Origin of the sequence: Acinetobacter sp. YH12241, from assembly GCF_013417535.1 — a bacterium.
Classification (GTDB): domain Bacteria; phylum Pseudomonadota; class Gammaproteobacteria; order Pseudomonadales; family Moraxellaceae; genus Acinetobacter.
This window is the reverse complement of sequence record NZ_VPDQ01000007.1, coordinates 30,594-45,742: the sequence shown is the minus strand read 5'-3', so window position 1 is coordinate 45,742 and position 15,149 is coordinate 30,594. Positions and strand designations below refer to the sequence as shown.

At 45.2% G+C, this 15,149-nt stretch carries 14 protein-coding genes; 3 read left to right on the top strand and 11 right to left on the bottom strand.

Annotated features, from left to right (window positions below):
* Positions 1-85: 85 nt before the first annotated feature.
* The 10 genes from FTV18_RS05985 to paaA form a co-directional block, all read right to left on the bottom strand.
* Entirely contained in the window at positions 86-685 is a 600-nt protein-coding gene (locus tag FTV18_RS05985) for a gamma carbonic anhydrase family protein (protein WP_180017076.1), read from the bottom strand.
* A 42-nt stretch (positions 686-727) separates the two neighbouring features.
* Positions 728-1,669: a phenylacetic acid degradation operon negative regulatory protein PaaX gene (gene paaX, locus FTV18_RS05980; RefSeq protein ID WP_180017078.1), complete on the bottom strand. Its 942-nt coding sequence runs from the start codon at positions 1,667-1,669 to the stop codon at positions 728-730.
* A gap of 60 nt (positions 1,670-1,729) precedes the next feature.
* Positions 1,730-3,022, bottom strand: a complete 1,293-nt coding sequence (gene paaK, locus FTV18_RS05975; protein WP_180017080.1) for a phenylacetate--CoA ligase PaaK — start codon at positions 3,020-3,022, stop codon at positions 1,730-1,732.
* A gap of 58 nt (positions 3,023-3,080) precedes the next feature.
* Positions 3,081-4,292, bottom strand: a complete 1,212-nt coding sequence (gene pcaF, locus FTV18_RS05970) for a 3-oxoadipyl-CoA thiolase (RefSeq protein WP_180017082.1) — start codon at positions 4,290-4,292, stop codon at positions 3,081-3,083.
* A 442-nt stretch (positions 4,293-4,734) separates the two neighbouring features.
* Positions 4,735-5,526 (bottom strand): 2-(1,2-epoxy-1,2-dihydrophenyl)acetyl-CoA isomerase PaaG, encoded by a 792-nt coding sequence (paaG, locus tag FTV18_RS05965; protein WP_034701548.1) that lies wholly within the window; start codon positions 5,524-5,526, stop codon positions 4,735-4,737.
* Between the two features lie 64 nt (positions 5,527-5,590).
* Positions 5,591-6,649: a 1,2-phenylacetyl-CoA epoxidase subunit PaaE gene (gene paaE / locus FTV18_RS05960; protein WP_180017084.1), complete on the bottom strand. Its 1,059-nt coding sequence runs from the start codon at positions 6,647-6,649 to the stop codon at positions 5,591-5,593.
* A 65-nt stretch (positions 6,650-6,714) separates the two neighbouring features.
* The gene (paaD, locus tag FTV18_RS05955) at positions 6,715-7,215 is read right to left on the bottom strand and encodes a 1,2-phenylacetyl-CoA epoxidase subunit PaaD (RefSeq protein WP_180003062.1); all 501 of its coding nucleotides are present in this window, start codon (positions 7,213-7,215) and stop codon (positions 6,715-6,717) included.
* A 28-nt stretch (positions 7,216-7,243) separates the two neighbouring features.
* The gene (gene paaC / locus FTV18_RS05950; protein WP_180017086.1) at positions 7,244-7,999 is read right to left on the bottom strand and encodes a 1,2-phenylacetyl-CoA epoxidase subunit PaaC; all 756 of its coding nucleotides are present in this window, start codon (positions 7,997-7,999) and stop codon (positions 7,244-7,246) included.
* A 16-nt stretch (positions 8,000-8,015) separates the two neighbouring features.
* Positions 8,016-8,303: a 1,2-phenylacetyl-CoA epoxidase subunit PaaB gene (gene paaB, locus FTV18_RS05945; protein WP_004783374.1), complete on the bottom strand. Its 288-nt coding sequence runs from the start codon at positions 8,301-8,303 to the stop codon at positions 8,016-8,018.
* Between the two features lie 28 nt (positions 8,304-8,331).
* Positions 8,332-9,276, bottom strand: coding sequence for a 1,2-phenylacetyl-CoA epoxidase subunit PaaA (paaA, locus tag FTV18_RS05940; RefSeq protein ID WP_180017088.1), 945 nt, complete (start codon positions 9,274-9,276; stop codon positions 8,332-8,334).
* Positions 9,277-9,538: 262 nt separating this feature from the next.
* Between paaA and paaZ the strand changes: the two genes are divergently transcribed.
* The 3 genes from paaZ to FTV18_RS05925 all read left to right on the top strand — a co-directional run bounded on the left by paaZ (position 9,539) and on the right by FTV18_RS05925 (position 14,430).
* Positions 9,539-11,650, top strand: a complete 2,112-nt coding sequence (gene paaZ, locus FTV18_RS05935; protein ID WP_180017090.1) for a phenylacetic acid degradation bifunctional protein PaaZ — start codon at positions 9,539-9,541, stop codon at positions 11,648-11,650.
* Positions 11,651-11,856: 206 nt separating this feature from the next.
* The gene (locus FTV18_RS05930) at positions 11,857-13,296 is read left to right on the top strand and encodes an MFS transporter (RefSeq protein WP_180017092.1); all 1,440 of its coding nucleotides are present in this window, start codon (positions 11,857-11,859) and stop codon (positions 13,294-13,296) included.
* A 198-nt stretch (positions 13,297-13,494) separates the two neighbouring features.
* The gene (locus FTV18_RS05925; protein ID WP_180017094.1) at positions 13,495-14,430 is read left to right on the top strand and encodes a tRNA-dihydrouridine synthase; all 936 of its coding nucleotides are present in this window, start codon (positions 13,495-13,497) and stop codon (positions 14,428-14,430) included.
* A 19-nt stretch (positions 14,431-14,449) separates the two neighbouring features.
* Here FTV18_RS05925 and FTV18_RS05920 read toward each other — a convergent pair whose 3' ends face one another.
* The gene (locus FTV18_RS05920; protein WP_180003071.1) at positions 14,450-15,124 is read right to left on the bottom strand and encodes a nuclease-related domain-containing protein; all 675 of its coding nucleotides are present in this window, start codon (positions 15,122-15,124) and stop codon (positions 14,450-14,452) included.
* Positions 15,125-15,149: the final 25 nt, after the last annotated feature.

Below are 15,149 nucleotides of genomic sequence, written 5' to 3'. Positions count from 1 at the left end.
TAGTAATTTGGTTTCATTTCCAATAATTTTAAAACTAAAAAATTAGCGTATTTTAATTATCTAAAATTTTTAAAAATCAGCGAGTTTAACTATTTTGCTTGATCTGATAATCGGCTTTAAAGTTCTGATAATCACGTCGCTCTGCGGAATCTTCAGTTAAAGCTTCTACTTCCTGCAAGGTATTCAAACAACGTGCAGTGAGCTGGATATATTGCTCGGTGCCATGGCTTTTCCAGACAATTTCTTTTTCTTCTAAAGGACGGATGACTTTTGCCGGACTGCCAAGTACCAGATTATTTGCTGGTACTTTGAATTTAGCCTTGACTGTACTGTTGGCCCCAACAATGACATTCTCCCCGATTTCGGCCTCATCCAGAATCACACTATTCATACCGATCAGGGCATTTTTTCGTACCACGCAGCCATGCAGAATGGCACCATGACCGACATGGCCATATTCTTCAACCAAGGTCACACTGTCCGGAAATCCATGGATGGTACAGGAGTCTTGGACATTGGCATTTTTCTGGATATGAATCCGGCCAAAATCGGCACGCAGCGAAGCGAACGGACCAATATAAACTCCGGCTTCAATGATCACATCACCGATCAGCACAGCCGTAGGATGGATATAAGCTTCAGGGCTGACGACAGGAATCACCCCATCAATCGCATAACATGGCATAGACTCCTCCTTGAGCTATTACATTCATAATTTTTTTAAATATTAAAAGGTCAATTCCGGCTGCTTTAAGCCACTAAAACGTTTATAAAATTGTGGATGTGCCGGTGGCATAAGGCCTTCCGCGGTCCGGGCAGTCTCCAGGAAAAACTCATCTCCTGCTGCAAATACCGCCTGATATAGATTGGTACTTAAGTTACGTGCAATCAGTGACAACCAGTCTGTTGGCAATAGTTCAAATGGCAGATTCGGGTCTTTCAATAAAATACGGCGATACTGGTGGATCAGCAGGATACGGATCTGAAAGGCTTGTACTGGATCCAGTTCCTCTTCATTTTCCACCAGATAGAAAAATTCACGGAAATCACTAATAAATTTTTCATAACGCTGATGCAATTCCGGGATTGGCCAATTGGTTTCAACCATGCGTTTAATGGTCGGATAAGATTCCTGCCAAAGCTGTAAAGTTTCAGCACGGAATACTACCACCTGATCAGTCATCTTGTTATTCAGTAAAAGGTTTTGCAGTTTCTGCTGATCACAACCCGGATAGGCCATGACATTGGTCGCGATATTGGCAAAGCCTAACCATTCCAGTTCTTTTTTTAGTATCTGTTTATTTTCCAATTCAACTGAACTGAGCAGAACCAGATCCCATTTCTGATCCCATTCATTATGCTGGAAGCTGTAAATCTTTTGGTCTGCGGTAATAAAACGCTGACGGCTGCTTTCGGTAATCCGGTAATAACTGGTGCGGCCAATCTTTTCTGAACTCAGCCAGCCATTTTGTACCAGACGGAATACGGCGGTACGCACAGAACGCTCATTGAAGCCGAATACATCCATCAGCTGAATCAGGCTGGCAAGACTAATGACTCCCCCGCGGTGATAAATACTGTCACCAAAAATCGTCATTACCAATGAGGTTCCACTGAGGGTCTCATTCTGAATGAAATCATCAATTACTTGTTTTAATTTCGGATTCATTACGTTCAATTTACCTTGTTAAAGCCGGATGACAGACCTGAGCCTGTCATCCAGACGTATTTAAGCGGACTTTCGGATATCAAACACCCGCTGAGCCTTACCTTCAGAACGTGGCAAGCTACCTTCCGGTAAAACTTCCACACTGACACTAATCCCGACCATGGTCTTGATTTGTACTTTCAGCTGATTTGCCAATTGGTGTGTCATATTTATAGCATTATCTTTACGCATTTCGGTACGAATATGCAATGTATCCAGGTGACCCTGTTTACAAATCTGAATCTGATAATTTGGAATAAGCTGCGGAATATGCAGGATTTGCTCTTCAATTTGTGATGGGAACACATTCACACCACGAATAATCATCATGTCATCACTGCGACCGACAATCTTATCCATACGACGCATGGTACGTGCTGTACCTGGCAATAAGCGTGTCAGATCACGGGTACGGTAACGAATCACCGGCATACCTTCTTTGGTGATGGTGGTAAATACCAGTTCACCCAGCTCACCGTCAGGTAATACTTCACCAGTTTCTGGATGGATAATTTCAGGATAGAAGTGATCTTCCCAAATGGTAGGACCATCTTTGGATTCCAGACATTCCATCGCCACACCCGGCCCCATCACTTCAGAAAGGCCATAAATATCTAGCGCATCAATACCCAGACGTTCTTCAATTTCACGGCGCATTTCATTGGTCCATGGCTCTGCGCCAAAGATCCCGGTCTTGATGGAACAATCCTTGGCAGTCCCGAATTTTTTCTCCAGACATTCAATAATGTTCAGACAATAAGATGGTGTGACCATTAAAGCTGTTGGCTTGAAATCATGAATCAATTGTGCCTGTTTGTCGGTCTGGCCACCTGACATTGGAATTACGGTGGCACCCAGACGTTCTACCCCATAATGTGCACCCAACCCGCCAGTAAATAGCCCGTATCCATAAGATACCTGAATCGTATCTTTACTGCTGAGTCCGGCTGCACGTAACGAGCGTGCCACCACATCTGACCAAGTATTAATGTCATTCTGGGTATAACCGACTACAGTAGGCTGACCTGTGGTTCCTGAAGAAGCATGTACACGGACAATCTGCTCCTGAGGCACAGCAAACATGCCAAATGGATAGTTTTCGCGCAGATCCTGCTTGGTGGTAAAGGGGAATTTTGCCAGGTCTTCCAGTGATTTCAGATCATCCGGATGCACACCGGCTTCATCAAACTTTTTCTTGTAAACCGTACTGTTCTGATAGGCATGCTGCAGCATTTTTTTCATACGTTCCAATTGCAGGCTACGTAATTCATCTACTGAAGCGGTTTCAATCTGTTCCATTGCATTGTTATTCATATTCTTGCTCCTGCTGCAGTCATCCTGACTGCTGATGATTTCTCTTTTGATTCAGTCCTTAAGCCACATTTTCCAGAATCAGTGCGACACCCTGTCCAACACCGACACACATGGTACAAAGGGCATATTTTCCTTGCTTGCGTTGTAATTCTTTCATGGCGGTAATCACCAGTCGTGTACCGCTCATTCCGAGTGGATGGCCAAGGGCAATAGCACCCCCGTTTGGATTGACTCGTGGATCATCATCCTGAAGGCCTAGCTCACGTAGCACTGCAAGTGCCTGTGCGGCAAAGGCTTCATTCAGTTCGATCACATCCATCTGTTCCAGACTTAAGTTTGTCTGTTTTAATACTTTCTGTATCGCTGGTACTGGTCCAATCCCCATATAGCGTGGCTCTACACCTGCACTGGCAATTCCTACCACCCGTACTAGCGGTTTCAGTCCATATTGTTCTGCGAAATATTTATTACCCAGTAGCACACAGGCTGCACCGTCATTGACACCAGACGCATTACCCGCAGTTACCGAACCACCTTCCTTTCGAAATGGTGCTTTTAAAGAAGATAACTTTTCTAAAGTAGTATCGGCACGTGGATGCTCATCTTCAGTAATCACCTGAGTAGAACCTTTAGCACCTTTGATTTCTACGGGCAGGATTTCTGCCTGAAAAATGCCATTCTGCTGTGCCTGTGCAGTTTTTTGCTGACTGTGATAAGCAAACAGATCCTGATCTTCACGATTAATCTGATATTTTTCAGCCACATTTTCTGCCGTTTCCGGCATGCTATCTACGCCGAAACCTGCCTTGAATTTTGGATTGATAAAACGCCAGCCAATGGTGGTGTCATAAATTTCCGGAGTACGGCTAAATGCTGTGATGGGCTTGGATTGTACAAATGGCGCACGGCTCATGGATTCTACCCCACCGGCGACTACAAATTGCGCTTCACCCGATTTAATTGCACGTGCTGCCAGACCGACAGCATCCAGACCGGAAGCACAGAGACGATTTACAGTAATCGCGGGTACACTTTCCGGCAGGCCCGCTAAAAGTGCTGCCATACGCGCGACATTACGATTATCTTCACCGGCCTGATTGGCACAGCCTAAAATCACTTCATCAACTTCTGCCCATGGCAGGTTGGGATGCTGCTGTTTTAAATACTGGATCGGCAAAGCAGCAAGGTCATCAGTACGAATACTGCTCAAACCACCTGCGTAACGACCAATTGGGGTACGAATACCGTCAAAAATATAAACATGTTCCATCGTTCTTGTTCCTTAGCTCGCCATACCTCAGTCTGTTGGCGATACTTGTTGCGCCTGTCCTAGCGCTGTCTGCTTAGTTCAATATATACCAGGTTGTATCACTCTTCACCAAAAATACGATACATATTTTTTAATATTTGTAAATTCCTGACATATTAAATTCCACTTACTCATCCAAATCATTTTTTTGAATAAATAAAATAAAAAATAATTCAAAAATCAACATCTTGAGTAGAAAAATAGTGCATAAATCTATATTTTCAGATTTCATTTACTATCAGGGTACTACTACATATAACATAGGACCTAGCTAACCATCAGACCAAATAGGTATCATATTCATACCTGTCAGTAATAATTCAACTCGACCAAGTTGCTAAGCGATAACTGAAAGGAAAAAATCCAACAACTTTGAGCCGAGTCAAATCCATCTCCGGCAGATTTAGCAGCCCTTATATTGTGGTGTGCGTTTTTGCATAAAGGCCTGAACGCCCTCACGATAATCATTAGAACGGCCTGCCAGACGTTGCAGATCCCGCTCCAGAATCAGTTGCTCATCCAGATTATTGTCTGCAGCGGCATGAATCGCTTTCTTGATCAGGGATAGACCATAAGTCGGCTGAGTCGCCAGATGTTCAGCCATTTTTTCAGCTTCTGCTTTTAACTGATCATCTTCAACTACCTGCCAGATCATGCCGAGTTGCAGTGCACGTTCAGCCGAGATTTTGTCACCCAGCATCGCCAGACCCATCGCTTGGGCACGGCCAACCAGGCGTGGTAGGAACCAGGTACCCCCTGAATCTGGCACCAGACCGAGACGGCAGAAGGCCTGAATAAATGAAGCAGATTTCGCTGCTACCACGATGTCACAAGCCAGAGCAATATTGGCACCTGCACCCGCTGCTACACCATTTACGGCACAGATCACCGGTTTTGGCATTTCAGTAATCAGTTTAATCAGCGGGTTATAGTATTTTTCAATCGATAGCCCCAGATCTGGCGCATCAGCATTTGGATCAACCACACGATCGTTCAGGTCCTGACCAGCACAGAAACCACGACCTTCTGCAGAAATCACTACAGCGCGAATTGCTGAATCTTGCGCCCAGCGTTTTACGACAGAAGATACTTCCTGATGCATGGTTTCATTAAAACTGTTGAGCTGTTTTGGACGGTTAAAAGTCAGGTAGCCCACTGCATTTTTTTCTTCAACATTAATTGTTTGGTAATCCATTACACACCTTTTAAGTTTCTATTTCGTTCATGCATTTATCTGCATGATGCTTAATTTAAAATCTTTACTCGTCGAAACTGAGACGAACATTTTGAGTAGTTGGACGCGCCTGACAGCTCAGCACATAACCTTTCTGGATTTCTTCTTCTTCCAGGCTATAGTTGATTGCCATTTCCACTTCACCTTGCAGCACCTTACATTTACAGGTTGCGCATACCCCGCCCTTGCAGGCATATGGCAGATCTGCACCAGCACGTAAAGCCGCATCCAGAATGCTGTCATCCTGTTTGGACACTTCAATGATCAGCTCACGACCATCCAGAATGATGTTGACCTTTTCCTCGGTACGGCTTTCGATCTGCTGTGTAGAGGCTTTTGGTGCAGTACCGGTATTAAAGCGTTCGGTGTGAATTTTGCTGCGTTCGATCCCAAGGGTTGGCAATACGGTTTCTACCGCATTCATCATTTCTTCAGGACCACAAGCAAAGCAGTGATCAGTTTCTGCTGGAATCAGGCCCGCCTGGAACAGCTGCTGCAGTTTTTCTGCATCAATACGACCATTGAAAATCTCGCTGTCATTCAGTTCACGCGAGAAAATATTGATCAGTTGCAAACGCTCTTTAAAACGGTCTTTCAGATCCATAATCTGTTCAGAGAACATAGTCTGTTTCCAGGAACGGTTACCATAAACCAAAGTAAAAATGGCATCTTGTTGACGGTTCAACACTGCTTTGACAATAGACAAAATTGGTGTAATGCCACTACCTGCAGCAAAACCCAGATAATGTTTACCACCAGTCTTGGCCGCTTTCTGGAAAAACACACCTTGTGGTGGCATCACTTCCAGTACATCGCCGACTTTCAGATTTTCATTGGCCCAGGTCGAGAACTGGCCCTGATCAATTTTCTTGATCGCAATACTCATGTCTTCATCACTATCGCTACAGATCGAATAGCAACGGCGCAATTCTTCCTGTCCTGTCATATGACGGATGGTCAGGTGTTGGCCCGGCTGATACTGAAAATTTTCGGCATGTTCTGGACTCAGTTCAAAAGCAATGCAAATTGCCTGTTCAGTCTGAGGCTGAATAGATTTAATGGTTAACGGAATAAACTGGCTCATTTCAAAATCCTTCTTAAGCTGTGGCGATCTCACGCTTTATTGTTATGGCTTGTGCGCTTAAGCCCTTAAATACATTTAAAATAGTCAAACGGCTCCAGGCATTCCTGACATTTGTACAGCGCCTTGCAAGCGGTTGAACTGAATTCACTGAGTAATCGGGTGTGATGGCTATGGCAATGTGGACACTGGATACCATCACTGAGTGCAACATGAGTGCCGCAGCTATTCGATTCACCTTTAGGTGGAGCAATACCGTATTGCTGCAATTTATGTTTACCTTCCTCACTCATCCAGTCAGTGGTCCATGCTTCTGACAGATCGACCACGACTTTGACCGGCGTCAGCTCATGTGCTGCAAATGCCTGGGTGATTTCCGCCTTGAGCAGATCGGTTGCCGGACAGCCACTATAAGTGGGGGTCAATCGAACCACGATTTCATCCTGTGGGTTGATCTCCACTCCACGAATCATGCCCAGGTCAAGGACTGACAGGACTGGAATTTCCGGATCGGAAACCTGTGCCAGGACCTCCCAGCATTGATCTTCTACATGTCTAATCAAGTTCATGCCACTCACTCCCTGTGATGTGCTGGATTTACCAGTTCATGCCTGGATAGCTGCGCTGCATATATTGCAGTTCCGCCAGTACATAACCCAGATGTTCGGTATGTAGTCCCTGCTTGGCGCCACTACGGTAAGCACCACTTTCTGGCAAGCTCAGTTCAAAACGTTGCAACTCAGCAGATATGCTTTCCAACCATTTCGGTTTCAGCAGTTCCACATCCGGAATCAGGTGAGCATCAACCAGCTGACGTTCATCTGCAGTCAGGCTGAACAGCTCTTCAGTAAAGCGCCATAGCTGGTTCAGACCATTCTGGATCTTTTCATGTGCTTCTGCAGTACCTAAGCTCAGACGTTCCATCCATGAGGTTGAAAAACGCAAATGGTATTTCACCTCTTTCAGCGACTTGATGGCGAATGAAGAAATGTCTTCATTCCTGCTATTGCTCAGGGCTGCAAACAGCAAAGCATGGTAATGATCCATCAACCATTGACGCACAATGGTTTGACCAAAGTCATTATTTGGCTGTTCGCACAGCAATAGGTTGCGGTATTCACGCTCGGTACGGAAATAGGCCAGTTTGTCTTCATCACGGCCCAGTCCTTCAATTTCACCGGCAAGACTCAGCGCGGTACGTGCCTGACCTAACAGGTCCAAACCAATATTTGCCAATGCAATATCCAGCTCTAGCTCCGGTGCGTGACCGCACCACTCTGCCAGACGGTGTGAAAGGATGAGTTGGCTGTCGCCAACATGCAGTAAAAATTGTGCCAATACCTGATTCGTCATTGCTCTTTCCTCCACCTTACATGTGTTCGATGCCATCTGGAATGTGATAGAAGGTCGGATGACGGTAGACCTTGTTCAATGAAGGATCAAAAAACTCCGATTTTTCATCTGGTTGAGATGAGGTAATCAGTTCAGATTTCACGACCCAGATACTTACACCTTCATTGCGGCGGGTATAGACGTCACGGGCATTTTGCAGGGCAATTTCATCATCAGGAGCACGCAGGCTGCCGACATGACGGTGGCTCAGACCCTGTTTGCTGCGAATAAATACTTCGTATAAAGACCAGTTATTCTTGTTCATTTGCATATCCTTGTGCTATTCCGTTGCCTTAGGCGATTTTTCGTTGATCTGACTGCTGCTGTTGCTTGCTGGCATAAACTGCTGCTGATTCACGTACCCATTTGCCCTCTTCCCAAGCCTTGCGGCGTGCTTCGATACGTTCATGGTTACATGGACCTTTACCTGCCAGCACATCGAAGAACTCATCCCAGTTCACCTGACCAAATTCATAGTGGCCTGTTTCTTCATTAAACTTCAGGTCTGGGTCCGGCACAGTCAGGCCAAGCTGCAATACTTGCGGCACGGTGTTGTCGACAAATTTCTGACGCAATGCATCATTACTGAATAATTTGATTTTCCACTGCATGCTTTGTGCACTGTTTGGAGAATTGTTATCACTTGGACCAAACATCATCAGTGCCGGCCACCAGAAACGGTTCACTGCATCCTGTGCCATCTGTTTCTGTTCTGGTGTACCTTCTGCCAGTTGCATCATGGCTTCAAAACCTTGACGCTGATGGAAACTTTCTTCTTTACAGATACGCACCATGGCACGTGCATAAGGACCATAAGAAGTACGACACAGCGCCACCTGGTTGACGATTGCCGCCCCATCCACCAGCCAGCCAATCGCCGCTACATCTGCCCAGGTCAAAGTTGGATAGTTAAAAATGGATGAGTATTTCATGCGGCCAGCAATCAGCTTTTCCATCATGTCATCACGGTCTGCACCAAGCGTTTCTGCTGCACTGTACAGGTACAGGCCATGCCCGGCTTCATCTTGTACTTTAGCCAGCAATACCGCTTTACGTTTCAAAGTCGGTGCGCGGGTAATCCAGTTACCTTCTGGCAGCATGCCAATCACTTCTGAATGTCCGTGCTGACCAATCTGGCGAATCAGGGTCTTTCTATAGGCATCCGGCATCCAGTCCTTCGCTTCAATCGAAATGTCCTGCTCTATCTTCTGATCGAATGTTTGTTGTTGCTTATTCATGTTTGTCTCACTTATCCCAAGTGCTGATACACTCAAATTAAAACGATACAAATATAAAATCAATACTATTTTTTAAGTATCATATATTTTTCAAAAGCATTTTTTATTAAGTTATTGTATTTATTGTTTTTAATTTTTTAATTACATCAAAATTACTTTTTTGTTTGCGGATTATGATTGACATTTAAGCTTTTTGATTGCAATTTATGAAACATCAAAAGTAAAAATAAACTCAATAACGTATCATAAATGGAGTTATACAATGTTGGAACTGGACAGCACTACCCAGAGTACGGATCTTCAGGACGACACACAGGCGAATTACTCAGCTAAAGTTAAAGTATTGAGTTCACTGGTTTTAGGTGGTGAACATAGCGCACAAAATGACTTGCGTACGGTTTATCACGCTATTAGCGGTGAAGCGATTTATCAGGTCAGCAGTCACGGTATCGACATGCATAATGTGGTGCAATATGCCAAACAGAAGGGTGCAGCCATTGCCCACTGGACTTTCCACCAGCGTGCTAATGCTCTGAAACAGGTGGCACAATATTTACTGGAACGTAAGGAAGATTATTACCGCCTGGCAGCCGCAACCGGCTGTACCCGCAAAGATGCCTGGATTGATATTGAAGGTGGGATTGGCACCCTGTTTGCCTATTCAAGTCTGGTTCGCCGTGAACTCAGCGATGAAACGGCACTGGTTGAAGATGCCTGGATTCCATTATCCAAACAGGGCAGCTTTGGTGCCAAACATATTCTGAGCCCGAAAGCCGGTGTAGCAGTGCATATTAATGCCTTTAACTTCCCGATCTGGGGCATGCTGGAAAAAATTGCACCTACTCTACTAGCCGGCGTACCTTGTATTGTCAAGCCAGCAACAGAAGGTGCAGAACTGACACATACAGTCGTTAAAGACATTTTAGCCAGCAATTTACTGCCAGAAGGCACCCTTCAGCTGATCTGCGGACAGACTTATGACCTGTTTGATCACCTGAATGCACAGGATACGGTAACCTTCACAGGTTCGGCTGCTACCGGCCAGAAACTGCGTGCGCATCCACACCTGAATGCCCACTCCATTCCATTCAGCATGGAAGCCGATTCGGTGAACAGCGCCATCCTGACCCAGCAAGCCAACGATGAAACCATTGACCTGTTTGTGCGTGAAGTCTTCCGTGAAATGACAACCAAGGCCGGACAAAAATGTACTGCAATTCGTCGTGCCTTTGTGCCAGCAGCATTGCTCGATACCGTACAGCAACGCCTGACTGAAAAACTACAGAAAGTAGTCATCGGTGATCCTGCACAGGACGGCGTAACCATGGGTGCTCTGGCCAGCGTTAAACAGAAGCATGATGTTGCTGCCAAGGTAGAACAGCTGGCACAGGAAGCTGAAATCATCATAGGTAGCCACCTGCGCCAGGACTTTGCCATCCAGGTCGCACATCCGGAAAAATCTGCTTTCTATCCACCAACAGTATTGTTATGTAAAGATCCGGTACAGGCCCAACAGATTCATAATATCGAAGCCTTTGGCCCAGTGGTTACATTGATGCCCTATAGTGACCTACCACAACTGGCAACATTAGTAGCTCGTGGTGAAGGCAGTCTGGTCGCTTCAATCGTGCGTAACCAGGATGAAAATATTGAACAGCTACTCAGCAAGATCGCGCCTTGGCATGGTCGTGTGCATATTCTGGATCGTGAAAGCGCTAAGGAAAGTACCGGTCATGGTTCACCACTGCCATTGTTAGTGCATGGTGGTCCGGGGCGTGCTGGCGGTGGTGAGGAACTCGGTGGTCTGCGTGCAGTGAAACACTATATGCAGCGTACTGCTATTCAAGGCTCACCAAATGTGCTGACTCAGGTCGGTCATAGCTGGACCGCGGGTGCGGAGGTATTTGAAGACCGCGTGCATCCATTCAAGAAATCCTTTGATGAACTGCGGATCGGTGAACGCCTGCTGACTGCACGCCGTACCATTACTGAAGCTGATATTGTCAACTTTGGTGGTTTAAGTGGAGATTACTTCTATGCACATATGGATAAGATTGCGGCTGCGGAATCCCTGTTCGGTGAACGCGTCGCACATGGTTACTTCATTGTTTCTGCCGCTGCTGGCCTGTTTGTTGATGCTGCTCCAGGTCCAGTTATTGCCAACTATGGCATGGACAACCTGCGCTTCGTAGAACCGGTGAAAATTGGTGATACCATTCAGGTAGAACTGACCTGCAAGCAGAAAACCCCAAAACCGCTGCGTGATGAGCAGAGACCGCATGGTGTCGTGGTCTGGGACATCAAGGTGAAAAACCAGCGCAATGAACTGGTCGCGACCTATGACATCCTGACTCTCGTAGAAAAAGCTGCTTAACAAATATTTTCAGACACTTAAAGTAAGAAGGGAATCTATTTGATTCCCTTTTTTATTGATTTAAAAATAATTGTATCTTTTTAATCCAGACATATTGACGGCTGTGCAAATTACTCCTAGATTAGATTAATTGATACATTTAAAAAATAAAAATAATTAAATTTGTATCAAATAAACCAATCACTATAACTTGCACAGGATGTTGCATGATGAATGAAAAAACATTGGTCATAGACAAGGTTGACAATGACGTCCAACCACTCGATTCTCATCTAAAAATTACTACGCCTATCCCTGAACAGGTAGCTACAGAAATTCCACCAGCAGCTCCGGAACGTAGCAGCTATCAATGGTATGTGGTGATCATCTGTATGGTGGCCTATATTCTGTCTTTTGTAGACCGCCAGATTTTATCCCTGATGATTGAGCCGATTAAGGCCGACTTGATGCTCAGTGATACCCAGTTCAGCCTATTGCAGGGGCTGGCCTTTTCGCTGTTTTATGCCTTTATGGGCGTACCGATCGCCGCACTGGCCGACAAGAAATCACGTGTGAAAATTATTTCGGTTGGGATCGCTTTCTGGAGTCTGGCCACTGCAGCCTGTGGCCTCAGTAAAAACTTTATCCAGATGTTCCTGGCTCGCCTTAGTGTCGGTGCAGGTGAAGCAGCCCTATCTCCTGCTTTTTACTCAATCGTGGCGGATCTGTTTCCTAAACATAAACTAGGCCGTGCGCTGGGTGTTTATGCCATTGGTGCTTTTATCGGTTCAGGACTGGCTTTCCTGATCGGCGGTTATGTCATCGGTCTGCTCAAGGATGTTAGTTTCGTTACTTTACCGGTAATTGGTGAGATCAAGACTTGGCAACTGACCTTTATGATTGTCGGTTTACCGGGTGTATTGCTGGCGCTGCTCATGATTTTGACCGTACGGGAACCCGAGCGTAAAGGCCTCAAAATGGATGCGAATGGTGTCGCCGTTAAAGCATCTTTTAAGAATTCCATCGGTTTTATTAAAACCCATAAAAAGACTTTCTTCTGTCATTTTATTGGCTTCTCTTTCTATACTATGATGCTGTATTCCCTGCTCGGCTGGGCACCGGCCTACTACATGCGTCACTTTGGCCTGGATGCAAGCCAGACCGGATATATCCTTGGAAGTATTATTCTTGTCGCAAATACTTCAGGCGCCCTATTCTGTGGCTGGCTCATCGACTTCTTTTCTAAACGTGGCTATAGCGATGCAGCAATCCGTGCCGGTGCAATTGGCTGTGCTGCCCTGATCATTCCAAGCGTGCTGTTTACCCAAGTCGACAATATGCAGCTTTCATTCGCACTGATCTTTGTGGCGATGTTCTTCTCCACCTTCCCGATTCCAGCATCAGCCGCTGCTACCCAGATGCTGACACCGAACCAGTTGCGCTCCCAAGTATCAGCCAAATTCCTGTTGATTTCTAACCTGATTGCACTCGGTGTGGGTACAACTGCTGTGGCGCTGATTACAGACCGATATTATGAAAATACCTTAATGGTGGGTAATTCGATTTCTATCGTCAATGCTGTAGCTGGTGTAATCGGTGTATTCCTGCTGTATAAAGGCTGTCAGTATTATCGTGAAAGTATGAAAGTCGAAAAACTAATCGATTAAGACAATATTAGATTTTTAAGATTTAAATCCAAACCTTAAATCAGTCGATTTAAGGTTTTTTTATTTCGATAGCAAAAGATCAATAGATACTCATTCACACTCAATCTTTTTCTGCAATTCATATGAAAATTAAACTGCCTGGACATTCCCACCAAAAAGCCGTATAACACCGTTTTTCGAATTAACAGGTGTTGACCATTGAAACTTGTTCTTGCACCCATGGAAGGCTTAACTGACCCGATTATGCGCGATGTACTGACATCCGTCGGGAGCTTCGACTGGTGTGTAACCGAGTTTATTCGTGTCACGGATTCGGTGCTGCCAGATCATATCTATCACACCTACTGCCCTGAACTGTTAAATGACGGCAAAACTGCTGCCGGTACGCCGGTGCATGTACAGTTTCTGGGAAATAACCCGGAAATGCTGGCAGCCAATGCAGTGAAAGTCGCTGCCATGGGTGCTCCTGCGATTGATATGAATTTTGGCTGTCCAGCCAAAACCGTAAACCGTCACCGTGGTGGTTCAGTGCTGCTAGATGAACCTGAAGTCGTTTATGAACTGGTCAAAGCTGTTCGTGATGCAGTGCCCACACATATCCCGGTTTCGGCGAAAATGCGTCTGGGTTATATGGATCGCAACTTCATGATGGAAAATGCCCATGCCATTGAAGATGCTGGAGCGGCCTGGGTCACCGTCCACGCGCGGACCAAGGCCGATGGCTATACTCCGCCAGCCTTCTGGGACCAACTGCAACCGATCCGTGAAGCCTTAAAGATCAATGTGATTGCCAATGGTGAAATCTGGACCAATGCCGATGCCAAGCAATGTCAGCTAGAATCAGGCTGTGAAGACTTGATGATTGGCCGTGGTGCGGTCACTACACCTGATCTGACCCAATGTATTCGCCAGAATTCTGATGAGCCGCTTATCACCTGGAATGAGCTGCTTGAACTGCAAATCCGTTTCCTGAATGGTTCCTATAAAAAGGAAATGAATATGGTCGGCCGTTACAAACAATGGCTGGGGATGATGTCCAAGCATTATCCTGAGGCCAAAACACTTTGGGATGAGGTCAAACGGATTAAACAGCTGGTTGAAATTACTGAAAAGCTAAAAGCCTCGAAAAATTAAGAAAAAGCCTTTGAATGATTCAAAGGCTTTTTTGTTCGGATTCTCGCCTGTTTAAATTTGCAACATGTTCACGGTTGGTTTTCCAGGATTTTTCTAGTACTTCCTTCTCCAAGCGAATCTGGATACGTTTAATCTTGGTATCAGAAATAACTCGCTGATTAAAGCTTTTTACATAATCTGTCCAACCTGCGCCCCGAAATACATAATTCGGCATTGGGGTTTTGAATACCGCATCTGGCATAAATACAATCACAGAATGCAGCTGGTCTGGCTCAATAATATCAGCCAGCACCTGCTCCAGAACTTTGATGTGCTTATAATTCTGATGAATCGGATTTTGAAATTTATAGCTATTTTTATAAAGTTTTTGCGTCCAGGTCTTTTGTCGCTCGCCACCAAAGATCCAGCCTTTATAGTTTTTGGTTTCAATCACAAACAGGCCATAAGGACTTAATAAGAGATGATCAATTTGTGTTGTGCTCCCTTCTCCATCAGGAAGAGTCAAATCGTTTAATAACCGATACTCAAGATCTTTCAGATAAAGTTTGACATGCGTGGCAACAGCGAATTCTCCCAGCTTTCCTTTTAAAAATGGTTTAAATAACTTAAAAACGATCAAACCAATAAAAAGTAGAAGAACCCACCATAAACTCGACCAGAGTTGGCCTAAGATTTGTGTTGCGAACTGATCCATATTTTAATTTTCATTAATTTTATGA

Coding starts and splice junctions, on each gene's coding strand:
- FTV18_RS05985 (WP_180017076.1), bottom strand. CDS start 685: ATGCCATGTTATGCGATTGATGGGGTGATTCCTGTCGTCAGCCCTGAA.
- paaX (WP_180017078.1), bottom strand. CDS start 1,669: ATGAATCCGAAATTAAAACAAGTAATTGATGATTTCATTCAGAATGAG.
- paaK (WP_180017080.1), bottom strand. CDS start 3,022: ATGAATAACAATGCAATGGAACAGATTGAAACCGCTTCAGTAGATGAA.
- pcaF (WP_180017082.1), bottom strand. CDS start 4,292: ATGGAACATGTTTATATTTTTGACGGTATTCGTACCCCAATTGGTCGT.
- paaG (WP_034701548.1), bottom strand. CDS start 5,526: ATGGATTACCAAACAATTAATGTTGAAGAAAAAAATGCAGTGGGCTAC.
- paaE (WP_180017084.1), bottom strand. CDS start 6,649: ATGAGCCAGTTTATTCCGTTAACCATTAAATCTATTCAGCCTCAGACT.
- paaD (WP_180003062.1), bottom strand. CDS start 7,215: ATGAACTTGATTAGACATGTAGAAGATCAATGCTGGGAGGTCCTGGCA.
- paaC (WP_180017086.1), bottom strand. CDS start 7,999: ATGACGAATCAGGTATTGGCACAATTTTTACTGCATGTTGGCGACAGC.
- paaB (WP_004783374.1), bottom strand. CDS start 8,303: ATGAACAAGAATAACTGGTCTTTATACGAAGTATTTATTCGCAGCAAA.
- paaA (WP_180017088.1), bottom strand. CDS start 9,276: ATGAATAAGCAACAACAAACATTCGATCAGAAGATAGAGCAGGACATT.
- paaZ (WP_180017090.1), top strand. CDS start 9,539: ATGTTGGAACTGGACAGCACTACCCAGAGTACGGATCTTCAGGACGAC.
- FTV18_RS05930 (WP_180017092.1), top strand. CDS start 11,857: ATGATGAATGAAAAAACATTGGTCATAGACAAGGTTGACAATGACGTC.
- FTV18_RS05920 (WP_180003071.1), bottom strand. CDS start 15,124: ATGGATCAGTTCGCAACACAAATCTTAGGCCAACTCTGGTCGAGTTTA.